This window comes from Pedobacter sp., from assembly GCF_031119335.1.
In the GTDB taxonomy this organism is placed as follows: Bacteria; Bacteroidota; Bacteroidia; order Sphingobacteriales; family Sphingobacteriaceae; genus Pedobacter.
Genome location: NZ_JAVHXT010000007.1, coordinates 12,200 through 27,518, shown reverse-complemented (window position 1 = coordinate 27,518; position 15,319 = coordinate 12,200). Strand labels below are relative to the sequence as shown.

The 15,319-nt window shown below is 38.5% G+C and carries 15 protein-coding genes; 11 read left to right on the top strand and 4 right to left on the bottom strand.

Annotation, left to right across the window (positions count from 1 at the left end; genetic code table 11):
- The first annotated feature begins 140 nt into the window (after window positions 1–140).
- Entirely contained in the window at window positions 141–1,187 is a 1,047-nt protein-coding gene (gene mutY / locus REI64_RS09350) for an A/G-specific adenine glycosylase (protein WP_308849848.1), read from the top strand.
- Between the two features lie 12 nt (window positions 1,188–1,199).
- Window positions 1,200–1,628, top strand: a complete 429-nt coding sequence (locus REI64_RS09345) for a single-stranded DNA-binding protein (RefSeq protein WP_308849847.1) — start codon at window positions 1,200–1,202, stop codon at window positions 1,626–1,628.
- 96 nt (window positions 1,629–1,724) lie between these two features.
- Here REI64_RS09345 and glmS read toward each other — a convergent pair whose 3' ends face one another.
- From glmS to REI64_RS09330, 3 genes are all read right to left on the bottom strand, one after another.
- On the bottom strand, window positions 1,725–3,563 hold the full coding sequence (gene glmS / locus REI64_RS09340; RefSeq protein ID WP_308849846.1) for a glutamine--fructose-6-phosphate transaminase (isomerizing): 1,839 nt from the start codon (window positions 3,561–3,563) through the stop codon (window positions 1,725–1,727).
- An 81-nt stretch (window positions 3,564–3,644) separates the two neighbouring features.
- A complete protein-coding gene (locus tag REI64_RS09335; protein WP_308849845.1) occupies window positions 3,645–5,087 on the bottom strand; it encodes a DUF4270 family protein in 1,443 nt (480 codons plus the stop codon).
- A 25-nt stretch (window positions 5,088–5,112) separates the two neighbouring features.
- Window positions 5,113–5,937 carry a glycogen/starch synthase gene (locus REI64_RS09330; protein ID WP_308849844.1) on the bottom strand — a complete coding sequence of 275 codons (825 nt, stop codon included), beginning with the start codon at window positions 5,935–5,937 and terminating at the stop codon, window positions 5,113–5,115.
- A gap of 148 nt (window positions 5,938–6,085) precedes the next feature.
- On the opposite strand from REI64_RS09330, the gene panC reads away from it, so the two are divergent.
- The 4 genes from panC (at window position 6,086) to REI64_RS09310 (ending at window position 10,590) form a co-directional block, all read left to right on the top strand.
- Entirely contained in the window at window positions 6,086–6,934 is an 849-nt protein-coding gene (panC, locus tag REI64_RS09325) for a pantoate--beta-alanine ligase (RefSeq protein ID WP_308849843.1), read from the top strand.
- A gap of 198 nt (window positions 6,935–7,132) precedes the next feature.
- Entirely contained in the window at window positions 7,133–7,483 is a 351-nt protein-coding gene (gene panD / locus REI64_RS09320; RefSeq protein ID WP_097133386.1) for an aspartate 1-decarboxylase, read from the top strand.
- A 104-nt stretch (window positions 7,484–7,587) separates the two neighbouring features.
- Complete coding sequence (locus REI64_RS09315) at window positions 7,588–9,366, top strand: CotH kinase family protein (protein ID WP_308849842.1); 1,779 nt, start codon at window positions 7,588–7,590, stop codon at window positions 9,364–9,366.
- Window positions 9,367–9,450: 84 nt separating this feature from the next.
- Window positions 9,451–10,590, top strand: coding sequence for an acyl-CoA dehydrogenase (locus tag REI64_RS09310; protein ID WP_308849841.1), 1,140 nt, complete (start codon window positions 9,451–9,453; stop codon window positions 10,588–10,590).
- A gap of 91 nt (window positions 10,591–10,681) precedes the next feature.
- Here the strand turns inward: REI64_RS09310 and REI64_RS09305 are convergent, their stop codons facing one another.
- On the bottom strand, window positions 10,682–11,029 hold the full coding sequence (locus REI64_RS09305) for a phage holin family protein (protein WP_308850004.1): 348 nt from the start codon (window positions 11,027–11,029) through the stop codon (window positions 10,682–10,684).
- Window positions 11,030–11,046: 17 nt separating this feature from the next.
- Here REI64_RS09305 and REI64_RS09300 point away from each other — a divergent pair, with 17 nt between their 5' ends.
- From REI64_RS09300 to nusA, 5 genes are all read left to right on the top strand, one after another.
- On the top strand, window positions 11,047–11,466 hold the full coding sequence (locus REI64_RS09300) for a hypothetical protein (protein ID WP_308849840.1): 420 nt from the start codon (window positions 11,047–11,049) through the stop codon (window positions 11,464–11,466).
- 28 nt (window positions 11,467–11,494) lie between these two features.
- Window positions 11,495–12,757: an MFS transporter gene (locus REI64_RS09295; protein WP_308849839.1), complete on the top strand. Its 1,263-nt coding sequence runs from the start codon at window positions 11,495–11,497 to the stop codon at window positions 12,755–12,757.
- Window positions 12,758–12,821: 64 nt separating this feature from the next.
- Window positions 12,822–13,496 (top strand): hypothetical protein, encoded by a 675-nt coding sequence (locus REI64_RS09290; RefSeq protein WP_308849838.1) that lies wholly within the window; start codon window positions 12,822–12,824, stop codon window positions 13,494–13,496.
- Between the two features lie 120 nt (window positions 13,497–13,616).
- Window positions 13,617–14,081, top strand: coding sequence for a ribosome assembly cofactor RimP (gene rimP / locus REI64_RS09285; RefSeq protein ID WP_308849837.1), 465 nt, complete (start codon window positions 13,617–13,619; stop codon window positions 14,079–14,081).
- Between the two features lies 1 nt (window position 14,082).
- Window positions 14,083–15,318 carry a transcription termination factor NusA gene (gene nusA, locus REI64_RS09280; RefSeq protein ID WP_308849836.1) on the top strand — a complete coding sequence of 412 codons (1,236 nt, stop codon included), beginning with the start codon at window positions 14,083–14,085 and terminating at the stop codon, window positions 15,316–15,318.
- Window position 15,319 lies beyond the last annotated feature (1 nt).

Here is a 15,319-nt window from a genome sequence, read left to right as displayed (position 1 = left end):
TTAATTACATGTAATTTGGGGTTGCAAAAGTATTGCTTTTTAGTGAGATAGGAAAATAAAAGATGATTTATTTGTACCGTCCACCATCATCTTACTGCAACTTTTGCCTTTTTAAACGCATTTGTTGTACTTTTGTTACAATGTCTTTTCAGTCGGAAATAGTTGCTTGGTATCTAAAAAACAAGAGAGATTTGCCTTGGCGAGGCATTACAGATCCTTACGTGATTTGGTTATCGGAAATTATTCTACAACAAACAAGAGTAGAGCAGGGAATGCCCTACTTTCTTAAGTTTTTGGAAAATTTCCCACACGTAAGGGACTTCGCAAACGCACCCGAGGAACGCGTGTTAAAGCTCTGGCAAGGTTTGGGTTATTATTCTAGAGGCAGGAACATGCTGCATACGGCAAGGCACGTGGTCTCAAATTATGGAGGCATTTTTCCTTCCAGTTACAATGAATTAGTTAAATTGAAAGGGATTGGCAATTATACAGCCGCCGCGATATCTTCCTTTTCAAGCAATGAAAGTCGTGCAGTGGTAGATGGTAATGTTTACCGTGTCTTGGCAAGATATTTTGGAATTGAAGAGCCCATCAATTCAAATGCTGGGATTAAACAATTTGCAAATCTGGCACAAGAATTAATTGCAGATCAACAGCCATCCATTTACAATCAGGCAATAATGGAATTTGGTGCCCTGCAATGCAAACCAAAATCTCCAAATTGTGGTGTTTGCCCATTACAGACAACATGCTATGCTTATAAAAACAACAAAATAGACCAGCTACCTATCAAGCTAAAAAAGGTAAAAATTAGAAAACGATGGTTTAATTATTTTGTTGGTATAACTGATGGTGAAATACTCGCTAAGCAGCGCCAACCTGGAGATGTTTGGCAGCACTTATATGATTTTCCTTTGATAGAAACACAGGAAGAAACGCCTATTGTAAACGCTGAGTTTTTATTGGAAATCGAAAAGCTATTTGGCAAGGGTTTAGAGCTAAGGGTTTTAGAGAGTAGAAAGCACGTGCTAACCCACCAAATAATATATGTTCAATTTTTTGCAATAGATAATTATATTGTTAACTTTAATCAACACACCGACATTAAATCGGTGAAAATTGAAGCTTTTAAACAATTACCTCACCCAAAAATTATTGGGGATTTTATTGAAAAACATATAGACTAATCAAATATATTTATGTCAGGTATTAACAAAGTAATCTTAGTGGGCCACTTGGGAAAGGACCCCGAAGTTAGGCACTTAGAAGGAGGTGTTACCGTAGCGAGTTTTCCATTAGCCACCTCAGAGACATTTAACAAAGACGGAAAAAGGGTTGAACAAACAGAATGGCACAATATTGTGTTATGGAGAGGTTTGGCCGAAGTAGCATCTAAATATTTACAGAAGGGCAAGCTAGTTTACATTGAAGGCAAATTGAGGACCCGTTCTTTTGAAGACAAAGAAAAGGTAAAGAAATATGTTACAGAAGTTGTTGCAGAGAATTTCACCATGTTAGGTAGAAAAAGTGATTTTGAACCTACGCAGAACAATGGTAATACAACAAACAATAAAATAGAGGATGATTTCTCTACATCTATAGACGAAACGGGAGATTTACCTTTCTAATCGTTCTTACAACCAACTAACTTAAATAACAAACGCAGAAGCCCCGAACAATTGCTGTTCGGGGCTTCTGCGTTATTGTATATGGGTTTGGTGTACTTATTCAACCGTTACAGATTTTGCCAAGTTTCTAGGCTGATCTACATTGCAACCTCTCATTACCGCTATGTGGTAAGATAATAACTGCAAGGGAATAGTCGCCAACAGAGGTAAAAATGCTTCGCTAGCATCAGGTATTTCAATGCAATAATCTGCCATCTTTTTAACGTCTGTATCACCTTCGGTTACAATGGCAATTACTTGTCCTTTTCTTGCTTTTACTTCTTGGATATTGCTAATTACTTTCTCGTAAGACGAATTTTTGGTAGCAATAAACACCACCGGCATTTCTTCATCTATCAAAGCAATTGGTCCGTGTTTCATTTCTGCTGCCGGATATCCCTCGGCATGGATATAAGATATCTCCTTTAGCTTTAATGCGCCTTCTAACGCTACAGGGAAACCACTACCCCGACCTAAGAACAAGCAGTTGCTTGCATCCTTAAACTTAGCCGAAACCTCTTTAATGATCTCGTTAGATTGAAGTGCCGTTTGTATTTTCTCTGGAATACAATCTAACTCGGTAAGTAGTTCTGTTAATTTAGAATTGGTAAGTGTGCCTTTTTGTTGCGCCATGTAAAAAGCCATCAACGTAAGTACGGTAACTTGTGCAGTAAATGCTTTGGTAGAAGCAACGCCAATTTCTGGGCCTGCATGTGTGTAAACGCCAGCATGTGTAATACGAGGAATGGAAGCGCCAACTACGTTACAAATTCCGAAAATGGTTGCTCCTTTTTCCTTTGCCATCTCAATAGCGGCCATAGTATCGGCAGTTTCGCCAGATTGCGAAATAGCAATTACCACATCCTTTTCAGTAATAATTGGGTTTCTGTATCTAAATTCCGAAGCATACTCTACTTCTACCGGTATACGAGCATATTCTTCGATTAGATATTCGCCAACCAAGCCTGCATGCCATGAAGTTCCGCAAGCTACAATGATAATTCTATCGATGTTCTTCAGCTTATCTGCAAATTCCTTAATGCCACCAAGTTGTACTTTGCCTTCTTCTGGATATATGCGTCCTCTCATGCAATCGCGGATAGAACGAGGTTGTTCGTAAATCTCTTTCAGCATGAAGTGTTCGTAGCCACCTTTCTCCAGCATCTCCAGCTTCAATTCTAATTCTTGGATGTATGGGGTTTGAACTACATTATCCAGACGTTTTATTTCTAGCTCATCTCTTTTTAAAAAAGCAATCTCATTATCGTTTAGATAAATTACGTTTTTGGTATACTCTACAATTGGTGTAGCATCCGAAGCAATAAAGTACTCGCCTTGACCAACACCAATTACCATCGGGCTACCTTTTCTTGCGGCAATTAGCTGGTTTGGATTTTCTTCGTCCATAATGACGATAGCGTAAGCGCCGGTCACCTCATTTAAGGCCAAACGTACCGCTTCAGTCAGGTCAGTGTTGTTGTTTTGGTAGATGTCTTCGATCAGGTGGATCAGCACTTCTGTGTCGGTGTCGCTGCTAAAAGAATGACCTCTAGAAATGAGCTCTTCTTTTAGGGTTGCATAGTTTTCTATGATACCATTATGGATGATACTAAGGTTTCCTTTTTGCGAAGTATGCGGATGGGAATTTCTGTCGGAAGGTGCACCGTGAGTGGCCCAGCGGGTGTGTCCCATGCCAATTGAGCCTGAAAGATCTTTTCCCTTAGAGAAATCTTCGAGCTCTTTTACCTTTCCTGCTTTCTTATAAATGTTTAAATTTTCGTTGTTAATCAACGCAATTCCAGCGCTGTCATAACCTCTATACTCCAGCCTTTTTAGACCTTTTAATACTATCGGCCAGGCCTCTCTAAAGCCTATGTAGCCTACAATTCCACACATAAAATTTCGGGGGTTAAAAAATAAATCACCCTAAAATATCTCTTTAGGGTGATTTAATCAAACGTTTGCGTGAAATTTAATCTAATTCGATTTCGTGTAGTAGATATTGAGTTTCAAAAGGTTATCTCCGGCTGCGGGATTTTTCTTGAAGCTGCCGATTATTGCTCTTGATGCTGTGCTAAATGACGGCGTAACTTGAAGTGCCGATGCGGGAGTTACCGCTAGGTAAGTGCCATAATCTTCGGTCTTTCCATCTAACAAATCTTGTATATAAGCAGTAACCGAAAACACATAACGTTTATTAACCGAGTCGAAGTATCCACCGAACGTTGTAGGATTTGCTCTTGGATCGCCAAAGTAAGTTTGTCCATTTCCGGTATCATTGTCGGGCAAGTTCTGTCTTTGGCCCGCAATATCGAACCTATAAAGCGCTAAACGAGGTGCCGCTCTAAACGGAGCGACATCCGTCCCACTTCTTAAGTCAATAATAAGTTCCGCTTTGTTTACTACCATTTTACCAACTTCAGCTTTTAGCTTTTTCAAATAAGGAAAGCTAAGCTTGTTTCTTAAGCCACCTAGAGGTTTAAGGTAGGTAAAACCAAACTGCTGAGTTGTTGGAGCACTTAATTGTGTTTGAACTTCTGCAGAATAAGTGTGTGCAACAGTGCTTGCCACCGGAGCCAATGTATTGCTGATAGGAAAGTTTACAGAGACGGTATCTGTTAGTGTAGTTGTAGTAGCATTTTGCTTTCTGTAATACAATACCAAACCAGAAGTTGAAGGACTGGCTGAAGTATTCGAGAAATTAAAGAACATTACTCCTCCATTACCCATTGCTCCTGTAGAACTTGGTCTAATTTGTACATGCAAGCCTTTAAATGCTTGTTGGAAATAAGAATTGTACTTCTTGGTTGCCGCTGGCAAAGCAACCACATTATCGGTTATAAAACTATTGTTAAGCTTAAGGCGCAACTGAGGTGTAACCGTCATTAATGTATCTGGTGCGCCAGTTAGCACGTTGGTAACTTTAAAAGGTGTAGTAGGAAAAACCTTTCCGTTGTAGGTTGCCAACAATGTATTTTCTTTTGCGTAAGTTCTTGAGCTTAGAAATGAGGTTTCCTTAGCCAAATTGTTGCTTAGCTGATGAACGTCGATATTGTAATTTACGGTACTATCACCATAAAAATCAGTGCTGAAATTCATAATCAAAACCGCCGAATCAAGAACAGGATTTGTTCCAAAGTCGTAAGCGTCATTTGGTAGGTTTACCGCAAGCGCTAAGCTAACGTTAGTAGAGCCCAATATGGGGTCGTTAGCGTAACCAAATGGGTAACGAGCAAGTCCTGCTGTTGCGGCAGCATCTTCTTGTACTGTTCTAGAAGAGACGGTTGCAGTATCAATTAGGTTGCCCTGTATGGCACTGCCAGGGTCAACTTCCAAACCTATGGTAGAAGTACTTTCGCACGAGGCGAAAAGAAAAAGACTTATCAACAGGGTTAATAAGTCTAATTTTAAAAATCTCATATTTATTCTTAAATAAAGCTTTTTATTATGCTATAGAAACCAATTCATCACTAGTAACTTCTTCATAAAAAGAATAGAAGTTGTCGTAATTTTCGGTTAAATTAAAGGCTAAAGTTGGCTTATTAGAATCTTTAACAAATTTTAACACCGCATCATCAACCTTCTCGTCAGCAAAAACTACTGCATCTGAATGGGTTATAGCACCAATATGTAAACTATTGCAATCGCCTTCGGCAAAAGCTTTAGTATCATCAGCTGTCATGTGGTTCATAACGGCCTTCTTGTGAAAGTCGGCATTCAGTTTTTCACCGAAGCAGTTCTCATAAACCGAATAAACAACTTTTGAATTTTTAAACGTTGGGTCGTTTTTGTAGGTAGTTTTGATATAAGCAGGAACTAAAGCAGTCATCCAACCGTGGCAGTGTACCACATCAGGCGACCAGCCTAATTTCTTAACTGTTTCTAAAGCTCCTTTACAGAAGAAAATTGTTCTCTCGTCGTTATCTGCGTAGAACTTATTTTCTTTATCCCTAAACACGTACTTTCTGTGGAAATAATCTTCATTGTCCAAGAAATACACTTGCATACGAGCCGCTGGTATAGACGCCACTTTGATGATTAAAGGATTGTCATTGTCATCAATAATGATGTTCATCCCTGATAATCGGATCACCTCGTGCAACCTATTTCTTCTTTCGTTAATGTTGCCAAACTTAGGCATCAAGATGCGGATTTCAAATCCTTTTTCTTGCATAGCCTGCGGTAATTGGCGGGTAATTTCAGAAATTTTAGTGAGTTCGAGGAAAGGCGACATCTCATGGGTAATAATCAGTAGCTTCGTTTTTGCCATCTCCATATATTATTAAATTACTGTTAATTTAAAGATTATCAAGGGGCAAAGGTACGGAAAATATTAATATTTATCAATATCTTGCTATTGCCGCTTTGTAAGTTATGCAGAAATGTACAATTTAGCGGTTTCAAAACACCACAAGATATTGGAAGTAATAACCACTGTTGCCCAACTCGAAAGCTCATTAAAGCCTTTGAAGGTAAAAGGATTAAAAATAGCCTTGGTGCCCACCATGGGTGCTTTGCATAACGGACACCTTTCGTTAATTGCAGAAGCGCAAAAACAGGCAGATATTGTAGTTTGCAGCATTTTTGTGAACCCAACACAATTTACCGACCCAAAAGATTTAGAGAAATATCCACGTCCGTTGGAGCATGATATTAAAATGTTGACCGAAGCTGGCTGCAATTTTGTTTTCATGCCGACGGTTAAAGAGATGTACCCTAACTATCCAACACCAGAAAGTTGGTCAATTGATTTAGGCAAAGCGGAATTTGTATTGGAAGGCGAGTTCAGAAAAGGACATTACCAAGGGGTTACCCAAATTGTGTTTAAGTTGTTCGATGCCGTAAAGCCGGATATTGCATTTTTTGGTCAGAAGGATTTCCAGCAGGTGCTGATGATTAAGAATATGGTGACAGCGCTAAATCTTGATGTGCAAATTGTTACTTGTCCTATAATTAGGGAGGCCGATGGTTTGGCCATGAGCTCTAGGAATATCCATCTTAGTAAATCTGATAGGGAACACTCGCTGGTTTTGAGCAAAGCCCTGTTTTTTATAGAAGCGAACTACAATAAATATCCATTAGCAGATTTGTTGGCGCAAGCAAAGCAGATTATCAACGCTATTCCGGGGGTAGCTTTAGATTATTTGACCATTACAGATGGCGATACACTTTTGCCCATTACAGAAAAAGCAAATCAAAATACAGTGGCTTTGGTGGCTGCAAAAGTTGGCGAAACCAGGCTGATAGACAACGTAATTATTAATTAGCATTATTTTTTTACCATCTTAGATATCTAAGAAAATCTAAGACTTAAATGTACTAAGGTGCCTTAGGTGGTTAAATTAATTGGTTCTATAATTTAGCTGCAAAGTAATAGCGATGTTATTTATTTTCGTTAACTTTTGTGACTTTAAGCTGAAAACTGTTTGATGTAAACTGTAAAACTTAATCACTAACTTTGCCGCATGATTATCGAGATTCTAAAATCGAAAATACACCGAGTAAGGGTAACCCAGGCCGAGTTGAATTATGTAGGAAGTATAACCATTGATGAAGATTTGATGGATGCAGCCAACATTATTGCAAATGAGAAAGTGCAAATCGTTAATAACAACAACGGCGAGCGTTTTGAAACCTATGTAATAAAAGGCGAGAGAGGTTCGGGTGCTATATGTTTAAACGGCGCAGCGGCAAGAAGGGTGCAAATTGGCGATATTCTAATCATTATATCTTACGGTTCGTTACCGATAGAAGAGGCTAAGAAATATGAGCCAATCTTGGTTTTCCCAGACGACAACAATAGGTTGTTGAAATAGAAAATCTTTCTTGTTCAGATATTTCACTGCACAAACGTTTGTTTCCTGTGCCTAAAGAACGATGGCAAAGGGTATCTTAGGGTTAAATACTAACCACTAACCTAATGAGAATATCCTTACGTGTGCTATGCGTTTTGTTTTTGCTGATCGCATCTTTTTCTTGTAAAAAAAAAGCCAGTAAGCCAGCGTTGGCTACGGCTAAATTAGTTTCATACACACTTAAGAAGGAAAATAACCCAACCGTTTTATCAAACGATATTATTGCAGAAATAAAAGGCAACGACATTCTTGTTACATTGTCAGAAGGAATGAACTTGTCTAAAATGGTGGCATCGTTTAGCTATGAAGGAACAAGTATTACCATTAATGGCGTTGCGCAAAAAACAGACTTTACATCTAATAATTTTGCAAATGTTATTGTTTATGAAATTGCCGGAGAAGATGGGGCAGCAGTTAAATACACCTTAAAAATAAACGCTATTACCGATGATGAGCTAGTTTTCGAATCGTTTATATTAGAAAAGGCAAAAAACAGCGATTTACAGCAGGATGTAGGCTTTCAGTTTAAGGGAGATTCTGTTCTGGCAACAACAACGACATTAGACAACAAGCAACTGAAACCAACTTTTGTTACCAAAGCAAAAGAAGTTTTAATAAATAACGTAAAGCTTATTAGCGGGCAAACTACTGTTGATTTTTCAGCAAACAATGTGGTGTCATTAATATCTAGCAAAGGATATCGAAAAGATGTAAATATAAAAGTAAAATGGGTATCGGCTACGCCACATATCTACATTGTAACAGACGGCAATAGCCCTATTGTTTCAAAAGATAACTATCTAAAAGCAACCGTAAATATAGATGGCAAAGGAATTTATGCCGATGTAAATACTACTACAAGTATTAAGGGCAGAGGAAACTCAACATGGCTTTATGCAAAAAAACCGTATCGGTTAAAACTAGATAGCAAAACTTCTATTTTTGGTTTGCCTAAGGCTAAAAATTGGGTGCTTCTGGCAAATTATTTAGATGGCACGTTAATGTTAAATGCAGTAGCATTAAAAGCCGGACAATTGCTAAATATTCCATATACCAATCATTTTGTGCCGGTAGATGTGACCATTAATAACACCTATATGGGGAGCTATTTGTTTACAGAGCAGGTAGAAGTAGATGAAAATAGGGTTAATATTGCTGATGGAGGTACTTTATTGGAGTTGGACTCATATTACGATGAAACGTATAAGTTCAAATCTACAAATTATCAATTACCTGTAAATATTAAATATCCAGAATTAACGGCGCAAAGCGAAGTTGCGGCTCACCAAATGGCCTTTCAAACCTTAGAGAATTTAGTTTTTGCAACTAGCTTTCCTAATAATAACTACCTCGATTATATGGACAAAGATATTTTGGTGAATTTTTTAATTGTGGCCAATTTAACAGATAATGAAGAGTTAAGCCATCCTAAGAGCACCTATTTATATAAGCCCAAAAATGGCAAGTATTGTATGGGGCCGTTGTGGGATTTCGATTGGGCTTATGGCTACGAGGGAAGCGGTGTACATTTCTCGTCGGCAACAAGACCGTTGTTTAGCAGTAGCGTGTCTACCAGGCCTGGCTATAAGTTTTTTATGAGGCTGCTAAGCGACCCAACGATTAAAGCTTTGTACAAACAAAAATGGCAAGCATTTAAAACCAATCAGTTGCCAGTGCTATTAACCTTTGTTGATAATTATGCGAAGCAGATCAAATTGTCTAAAGATGCGGATTATGTGCTTTGGAAAAAGGGCGATGTCAATTTTACCAATGATGTGGCCAAGCTTAAGCAATACCTAACAAACAGGGCTAACTATATAGATACTTATGTGGCTTCTTTCTAGTTGCGAGGCTGATAAAATTATTATGTTTGCATAGTATTATTTAAAAATACTATATTTGGCATTAACCAATATACCTTAAATACTATGCATTTTGAACTGAGCGAAGAGCAGCAAATGATTAGGCAAGCTGCTAGGGATTTTGCCCAAAATGAACTGAAACCAGGAGTAATAGAAAGAGACGAACATCAGAAATTTCCTGCCGAGCAAGTAAAAACAATGGGCGAGCTGGGCTTCTTGGGAATGATGGTTGACCCAAAATACAACGGGGGCGGAATGGATACCATTTCTTATGTGCTGGTAATGGAAGAGCTTTCTAAAATAGATGCGTCTGCGTCGGTAGTGGTATCGGTAAACAACTCATTGGTTTGCTATGGTTTGGAAAAATACGGCTCTGAAGAGCAAAAGGAAAAATATCTTAAACCCTTAGCTTCTGGTGAAAAAATCGGCGCATTTTGCCTCTCTGAACCCGAAGCTGGTTCTGATGCAACTTCGCAGCAAACCACAGCAGAAGACAAAGGCGACTATTATCTACTAAATGGCACCAAAAACTGGATTACCAATGGTAGTACAGCAAGTACTTATTTAGTAATTGCACAAACTCATAAAGAATTAAAGCATAAAGGCATCAACGTATTTATTGTAGAAAAGGGAATGTCTGGCTTTACCGTTGGTCCTAAAGAAAATAAGCTTGGCATTAGAGGTTCAGATACGCACTCGCTGATGTTCAACGATGTGAGAGTGCCTAAGGAAAACCGCATTGGCGAAGATGGTTTTGGTTTTAAATTCGCCATGAAAACCTTAGAAGGTGGAAGAATTGGCATTGCAGCTCAGGCGTTAGGTATTGCTGCAGGCGCTTACGAATTGGCCTTGGCTTATGCACAAGAGCGTAAAGCTTTCGGTAAACCCATTGCAGATCATCAAGCCATTGCTTTTAAACTGGCAGACATGGCTACCCAAATAGAAGCAGCCAGATTGTTGGTTCATAGAGCGGCTTGGCTAAAAGATCAAGGTTTGCCTTATACTTTAGAGGGTTCTATGGCTAAACTCTATGCCAGTAAAGTAGCTATGGATGTTACTGTAGAAGCTGTTCAAATTCACGGTGGTTACGGTTTCGTAAAAGAATATCACGTAGAACGATTAATGCGTGACGCTAAGATTACCCAGATTTATGAGGGAACTTCTGAAATACAGAAAATGGTGATTAGTAGGAGTATTTTGGCTTAAATTTCTTTTGAACCACATAGACACATAGGTTTTTTACAGATTTTCTCAGTTATACTCCTATTGTGCCTATGTGGTTTCATTTTATAGAAGCTTAAGATTTCTCCATCCCAAAAGCAGCATCCAATATCATTTTAATAACGGTAACCACAATAGCTAAAATTGCTGCCGATAAAAATCCAGAGGTATTAAACCCCTTCATCCAGCTATCTACCAATAAAATCATCAATACAGAGATAATAAAAGAGACCAAGCCAAGCGTAAGAATGTTTAACGGAAAGGTGAAAAACCTCAATACCAAACCGATGGTAGCATTGGCAATAGCAACTAAAATGGCGGCAATAATAGCGCTTCCGTAACCATCTACAGAAACACCAGGGACTAAAAATGCGCCAATCATCATGGCCAAGCCCATTAATAGTACTTCAAAAATTAGTTTAATCATAGTAACTTAGTTAAATGTTTAGCAAGATAACATTATTCGCAGCTTGTTGTTTATTTTTTACTTCCTGTAGTTTTAACAAGGAAAAGGATTTAAGCATCGCCTTTTCCAACGATAGCAGTAAGATTGTTTTCGCAGGAATTGAAGAAGCCAATTTATTCCAGCTAAAGCAAGCGCTTACCAACAAAACTGTTAGTGCTAATTTAGTCAATATCGTTCAAATTGATGACGATTTTCCTGATAAGGATAAAGATATCGATGGAAAGCTGTCGGTAGTTGGAAACGATTTGCTTTTTATGCCAGACAGCGCTTTAGTTAAGGGCCGCAAATATCTAATCAGAACTGTGCTACAATCATCTTTTGGTAAAACGAGTGATATCCTAAAATCAGATTTGGGGCACAACATTAAGTGGAAAGAAAAAATATTGCAGCGATAGGCTATCTTTGTGCTGCAATCCCCAATAAATGTCAACAAAGCAATCGAGCACTTTTTCTGCCTATCAAAAACTGGTTATCTTTTTACTGGCCGTTACCCAATTTACCGTCATCTTAGATTTTATGGTGATGTCGCCATTGGGCGATATTTTAATGAAATCGCTGAGCTTAAGTCCAACAGATTTTGGTATAGCTGTGTCTGCTTATGCCTTTAGTGCTGGTCTGTCTGGATTGCTAACCGCAGGTTTTGCAGATAAATTCGACAGAAAAAAACTGCTACTTTTCTTCTATGTCGGTTTCATTTTAGGTACAGCTTTCTGTGGTTTGGCCCATACCTACGTTCAGTTGGTGGCTGCCAGAATTATCACCGGACTTTTCGGTGGGGTCATCAGTTCTATTTCTATGGCCATAGTTACCGATTTATTCAGTTTGCAACAACGTGGTAGAGTGATGGGGTTCGTACAAATGGCTTTTGGTGCCAGTCAGGTTTTGGGTGTGCCCATCGGACTTTATCTTGCCAACATTTGGGGCTGGGAAGCACCTTTTTGGTTAGTAGTGGGTATAGCTATCGTAATTGCAGTGCTCATTGCCCTTCAGTTAAAACCTGTAAAAGAACACCTGTTGATCCAAAGAAATAAATCTGCAATTGCGCATTTGTGGCATACGGTAATCCAGAAAAAACACAGAATTGGTTTTACATCAACTGCACTACTTTCTATTGGTGGCTTTATGATGATGCCTTTCGGCAGTGCGTTTGCTATCAATAATTTAGGGATTACCGAAAGTCAGTTACCAATGTTATTTATGGTTTCTGGCGTCAGTTCGCTACTTATCTTGCCAATGATAGGCAGACTTAGCGATAAAATAAGCAAGCTGAAAATATTTGCTGTGGCCTCTATCTGGATGATGGTGATGTGCGTCATTTATACCAATCTTTCAGTTACACCTTTCATTTGGGTGGTTGTGCTCAATGTACTAATGATGGCTGGTATTATGAGTAGGATGATCCCTTCGCAAGCGTTAACCAGTGCTATTCCAGAGCCAGAAGATCGTGGAGCTTTCATGAGCATCAACTCTTCGTTGCAGCAAATTGCTGGAGGTGTTGCTGCGGCAGTATCGGGCTTAATTGTAACGCAGGCGGGCAAAGGTCAGCCACTACAACATTACGATATAGTCGCTTACATCATCGTTGTCATTACCATCATCAGTATTTGGTTAATGAGCAGGGTAAGTAAAATTGTAAAAGCTAAGGGAACTAAATTGGCAAGCAGTGCGCCGGTTTTGGAGCATTAATTTTTGTTTGCAATAAACGTATTCTCTATCTTCACATCAACTATTTAAAACCATCTAAATAATCATGAAGAAATTATTTTTTGCACTTCTAGTAGCCTGCGCTATGAATGCCAGTGCACAAGAAGAAACTAAAACCAAAAAGCTAGAAGGAGGAAAATTCAGGATAGCGCTTAATGGCGGTTTCAGTAGGCTGTTGGCAAAAACCGCCGAAAGCGTTGGTGCTGAGAATAAAGACTATGTTTCGGCTTTAAAATCAGGTATCAACTATGGGGTAGATGGAGCATATTTCGTTTCTAATATCATAGGTGTAGGCTTAAAGTTTAACCAATTTCGTAGTTCGCATGAAGGACTTTTAACGGTTGGGCCAGGGGCAAATGCTAATATAAAAACAGATCAGGTTCACACATTTATTGGCCCTACTTTTGGAACAAAATTTGGAAGTGCAGACAATAAACACTTATTTGTTTTTACCTCTGCTCTAGGTTATATGGGTTTTTGGAGCCATAATGGTTTTGTAAAAACTACTGGCGATACTGTAGGCTCTGCTTTAGATTTGGGCTACGACTATAACATTACCAAACAATTCGCAATAGGCACCCAGATTTCTTTTGTAGGAGGAACTTTGAGCAATATTACCTATACAAGCGCAAATGGTTCGGTTAATGAAAAGCTTGATAAAAACAACAGAGAGAGTATGGCAAGAATGGATATATCTTTCGGCGCTAGATTTAGTTTCTAAAACATTCAAGCTAAGCCAAATCGATTTTTTAAATTAAAAATATTTTTTTACCTTTGCAGGGCAAAACAAGAAAAGAGGGGACGAGTGTCCCCTCTTTTTATTTAGCAATAATTTAATACGATGCAGGTAGAAAAGAGAGTTAGAGCGCTGGTAGAAGAAAAAATTGCGGACAGACCAGAACTGTTTTTGGTAGCCGTAAAAATGTTGCCCAACAATAAATTGATCATCCATGTAGATGGCGATCAGGGGATAAGCATACAAGATTGCGTGGCAATTAGCAGGCATGTTGGCTTCCATTTAGAAGAAGAAAACGCAATTGAAACTGCTTATAATTTAGAAGTTTCTTCTCCTGGCGTTGGCGAGCCTTTAGTGTTAAATAGGCAGTACGCAAAAAATACAGGTAGAACCTTGGCTGTAAAATTGGCAAATGGTGATACGAAAGAAGGCAAGCTTATCGAGGTGACGGATAACAACATCACCATCGAAGAAGCAATAAAGGAAAAAGGTAAAAAAGTGCAATTGGTAAATAGCCAAATTGCATTGAATGATATAACAGAAACAAAGGTTTTAATTTCATTTAAATAGAATGAACAATATTAATTTAATCGATTCTTTTCAAGAGTTTAAAGACTTTAAGAACATCGACCGCCCTACGGTAATTAGCGTGTTGGAAGAGGTGTTTCGTAGTATGTTGCGTAAAAAATACGGAACAGATGAAAACTGCGACGTGATTGTGAACCCAGATAATGGAGATTTGGAGATCTGGAGAACCAGAAAGGTAATGGAAGATGGTTTCTCTGAAGATGATGATCTAGAAATTGAATTGGCAGAAGTACATCAGTACGATGCTGATTTAGAAGTTGGCGATGACTATATCGAGCAAATTACCTTAGAAAGTTTTGGTCGCAGAGCGATATTAGCCGCTCGCCAAACATTGGTTTCGAAGGTTTTAGAACTAGAAAAAGACGAAATCTTCAAGAAATATAAAGATAGAGTTGGTGAGATTGTTACTGGAGAGGTTTACCAAGTTTGGAAAAAAGAAACTTTGGTATTAGACGACGAAGGAAACGAGTTGTTAATGCCTAAAACAGAACAAATTCCTGCAGATTATTTCAAAAAAGGCGATTCAGTTAAAGCGGTAATTTCTAAAGTAGACATGATCAATGCTACGCCGAAAATTATCATTTCTAGAGTAGCTCCAGAATTTTTACAACGTTTATTCGAATTGGAGGTGCCAGAAATTTTCGATGGTTTAATTACCATCAAGAAAATTGTTCGCGAACCAGGAGAGCGTGCTAAAGTTGCTGTAGAATCTTATGATGACAGAATTGACCCAGTAGGTGCTTGTGTGGGTATGAAAGGTTCTCGTATTCACGGTATCGTTAGAGAGTTAAAGAACGAAAATATAGATGTAATCAACTTTACGAACAATATTTCGTTATATATACAACGTGCTTTAAGTCCGGCAAAAATCACATCTATTAAATTAGATGATGAAACTAAGCGTGCTGCGGTTTACTTAAAGCCAGATCAAGTATCATTGGCAATTGGTCGTGGTGGCCACAACATTAAATTAGCTGGTAAGTTAACCGGTTATGAAATTGATGTATATCGCGAAGCTGATGAAGAAGATGAGGATGTGGATTTGGAAGAATTCTCAGACGAAATTGAAAGCTGGATTATTGACGAGTTGAAGGCTATTGGATTAGATACAGCGAAAAGTGTATTAGCTCTTTCTTTAGATGAATTGGTAAAACGTACCGATTTGGAAGAAGAAACGATTAAAGAGGTAGTCGCTATTTTACAGTCTGAATTTGAATAAG

Excerpts from the sequence above, each read along its gene's own strand:
- mutY (WP_308849848.1), top strand. The coding sequence starts at position 141 with ATGTCTTTTCAGTCGGAAATAGTTGCTTGGTATCTAAAAAACAAGAGA.
- REI64_RS09345 (WP_308849847.1), top strand. The coding sequence starts at position 1,200 with ATGTCAGGTATTAACAAAGTAATCTTAGTGGGCCACTTGGGAAAGGAC.
- glmS (WP_308849846.1), bottom strand. The coding sequence starts at position 3,563 with ATGTGTGGAATTGTAGGCTACATAGGCTTTAGAGAGGCCTGGCCGATA.
- REI64_RS09335 (WP_308849845.1), bottom strand. The coding sequence starts at position 5,087 with ATGAGATTTTTAAAATTAGACTTATTAACCCTGTTGATAAGTCTTTTT.
- REI64_RS09330 (WP_308849844.1), bottom strand. The coding sequence starts at position 5,937 with ATGGCAAAAACGAAGCTACTGATTATTACCCATGAGATGTCGCCTTTC.
- panD (WP_097133386.1), top strand. The coding sequence starts at position 7,133 with ATGATTATCGAGATTCTAAAATCGAAAATACACCGAGTAAGGGTAACC.
- REI64_RS09315 (WP_308849842.1), top strand. The coding sequence starts at position 7,588 with ATGAGAATATCCTTACGTGTGCTATGCGTTTTGTTTTTGCTGATCGCA.
- REI64_RS09310 (WP_308849841.1), top strand. The coding sequence starts at position 9,451 with ATGCATTTTGAACTGAGCGAAGAGCAGCAAATGATTAGGCAAGCTGCT.
- REI64_RS09300 (WP_308849840.1), top strand. The coding sequence starts at position 11,047 with ATGTTTAGCAAGATAACATTATTCGCAGCTTGTTGTTTATTTTTTACT.
- REI64_RS09295 (WP_308849839.1), top strand. The coding sequence starts at position 11,495 with ATGTCAACAAAGCAATCGAGCACTTTTTCTGCCTATCAAAAACTGGTT.
- REI64_RS09290 (WP_308849838.1), top strand. The coding sequence starts at position 12,822 with ATGAAGAAATTATTTTTTGCACTTCTAGTAGCCTGCGCTATGAATGCC.
- rimP (WP_308849837.1), top strand. The coding sequence starts at position 13,617 with ATGCAGGTAGAAAAGAGAGTTAGAGCGCTGGTAGAAGAAAAAATTGCG.
- nusA (WP_308849836.1), top strand. The coding sequence starts at position 14,083 with ATGAACAATATTAATTTAATCGATTCTTTTCAAGAGTTTAAAGACTTT.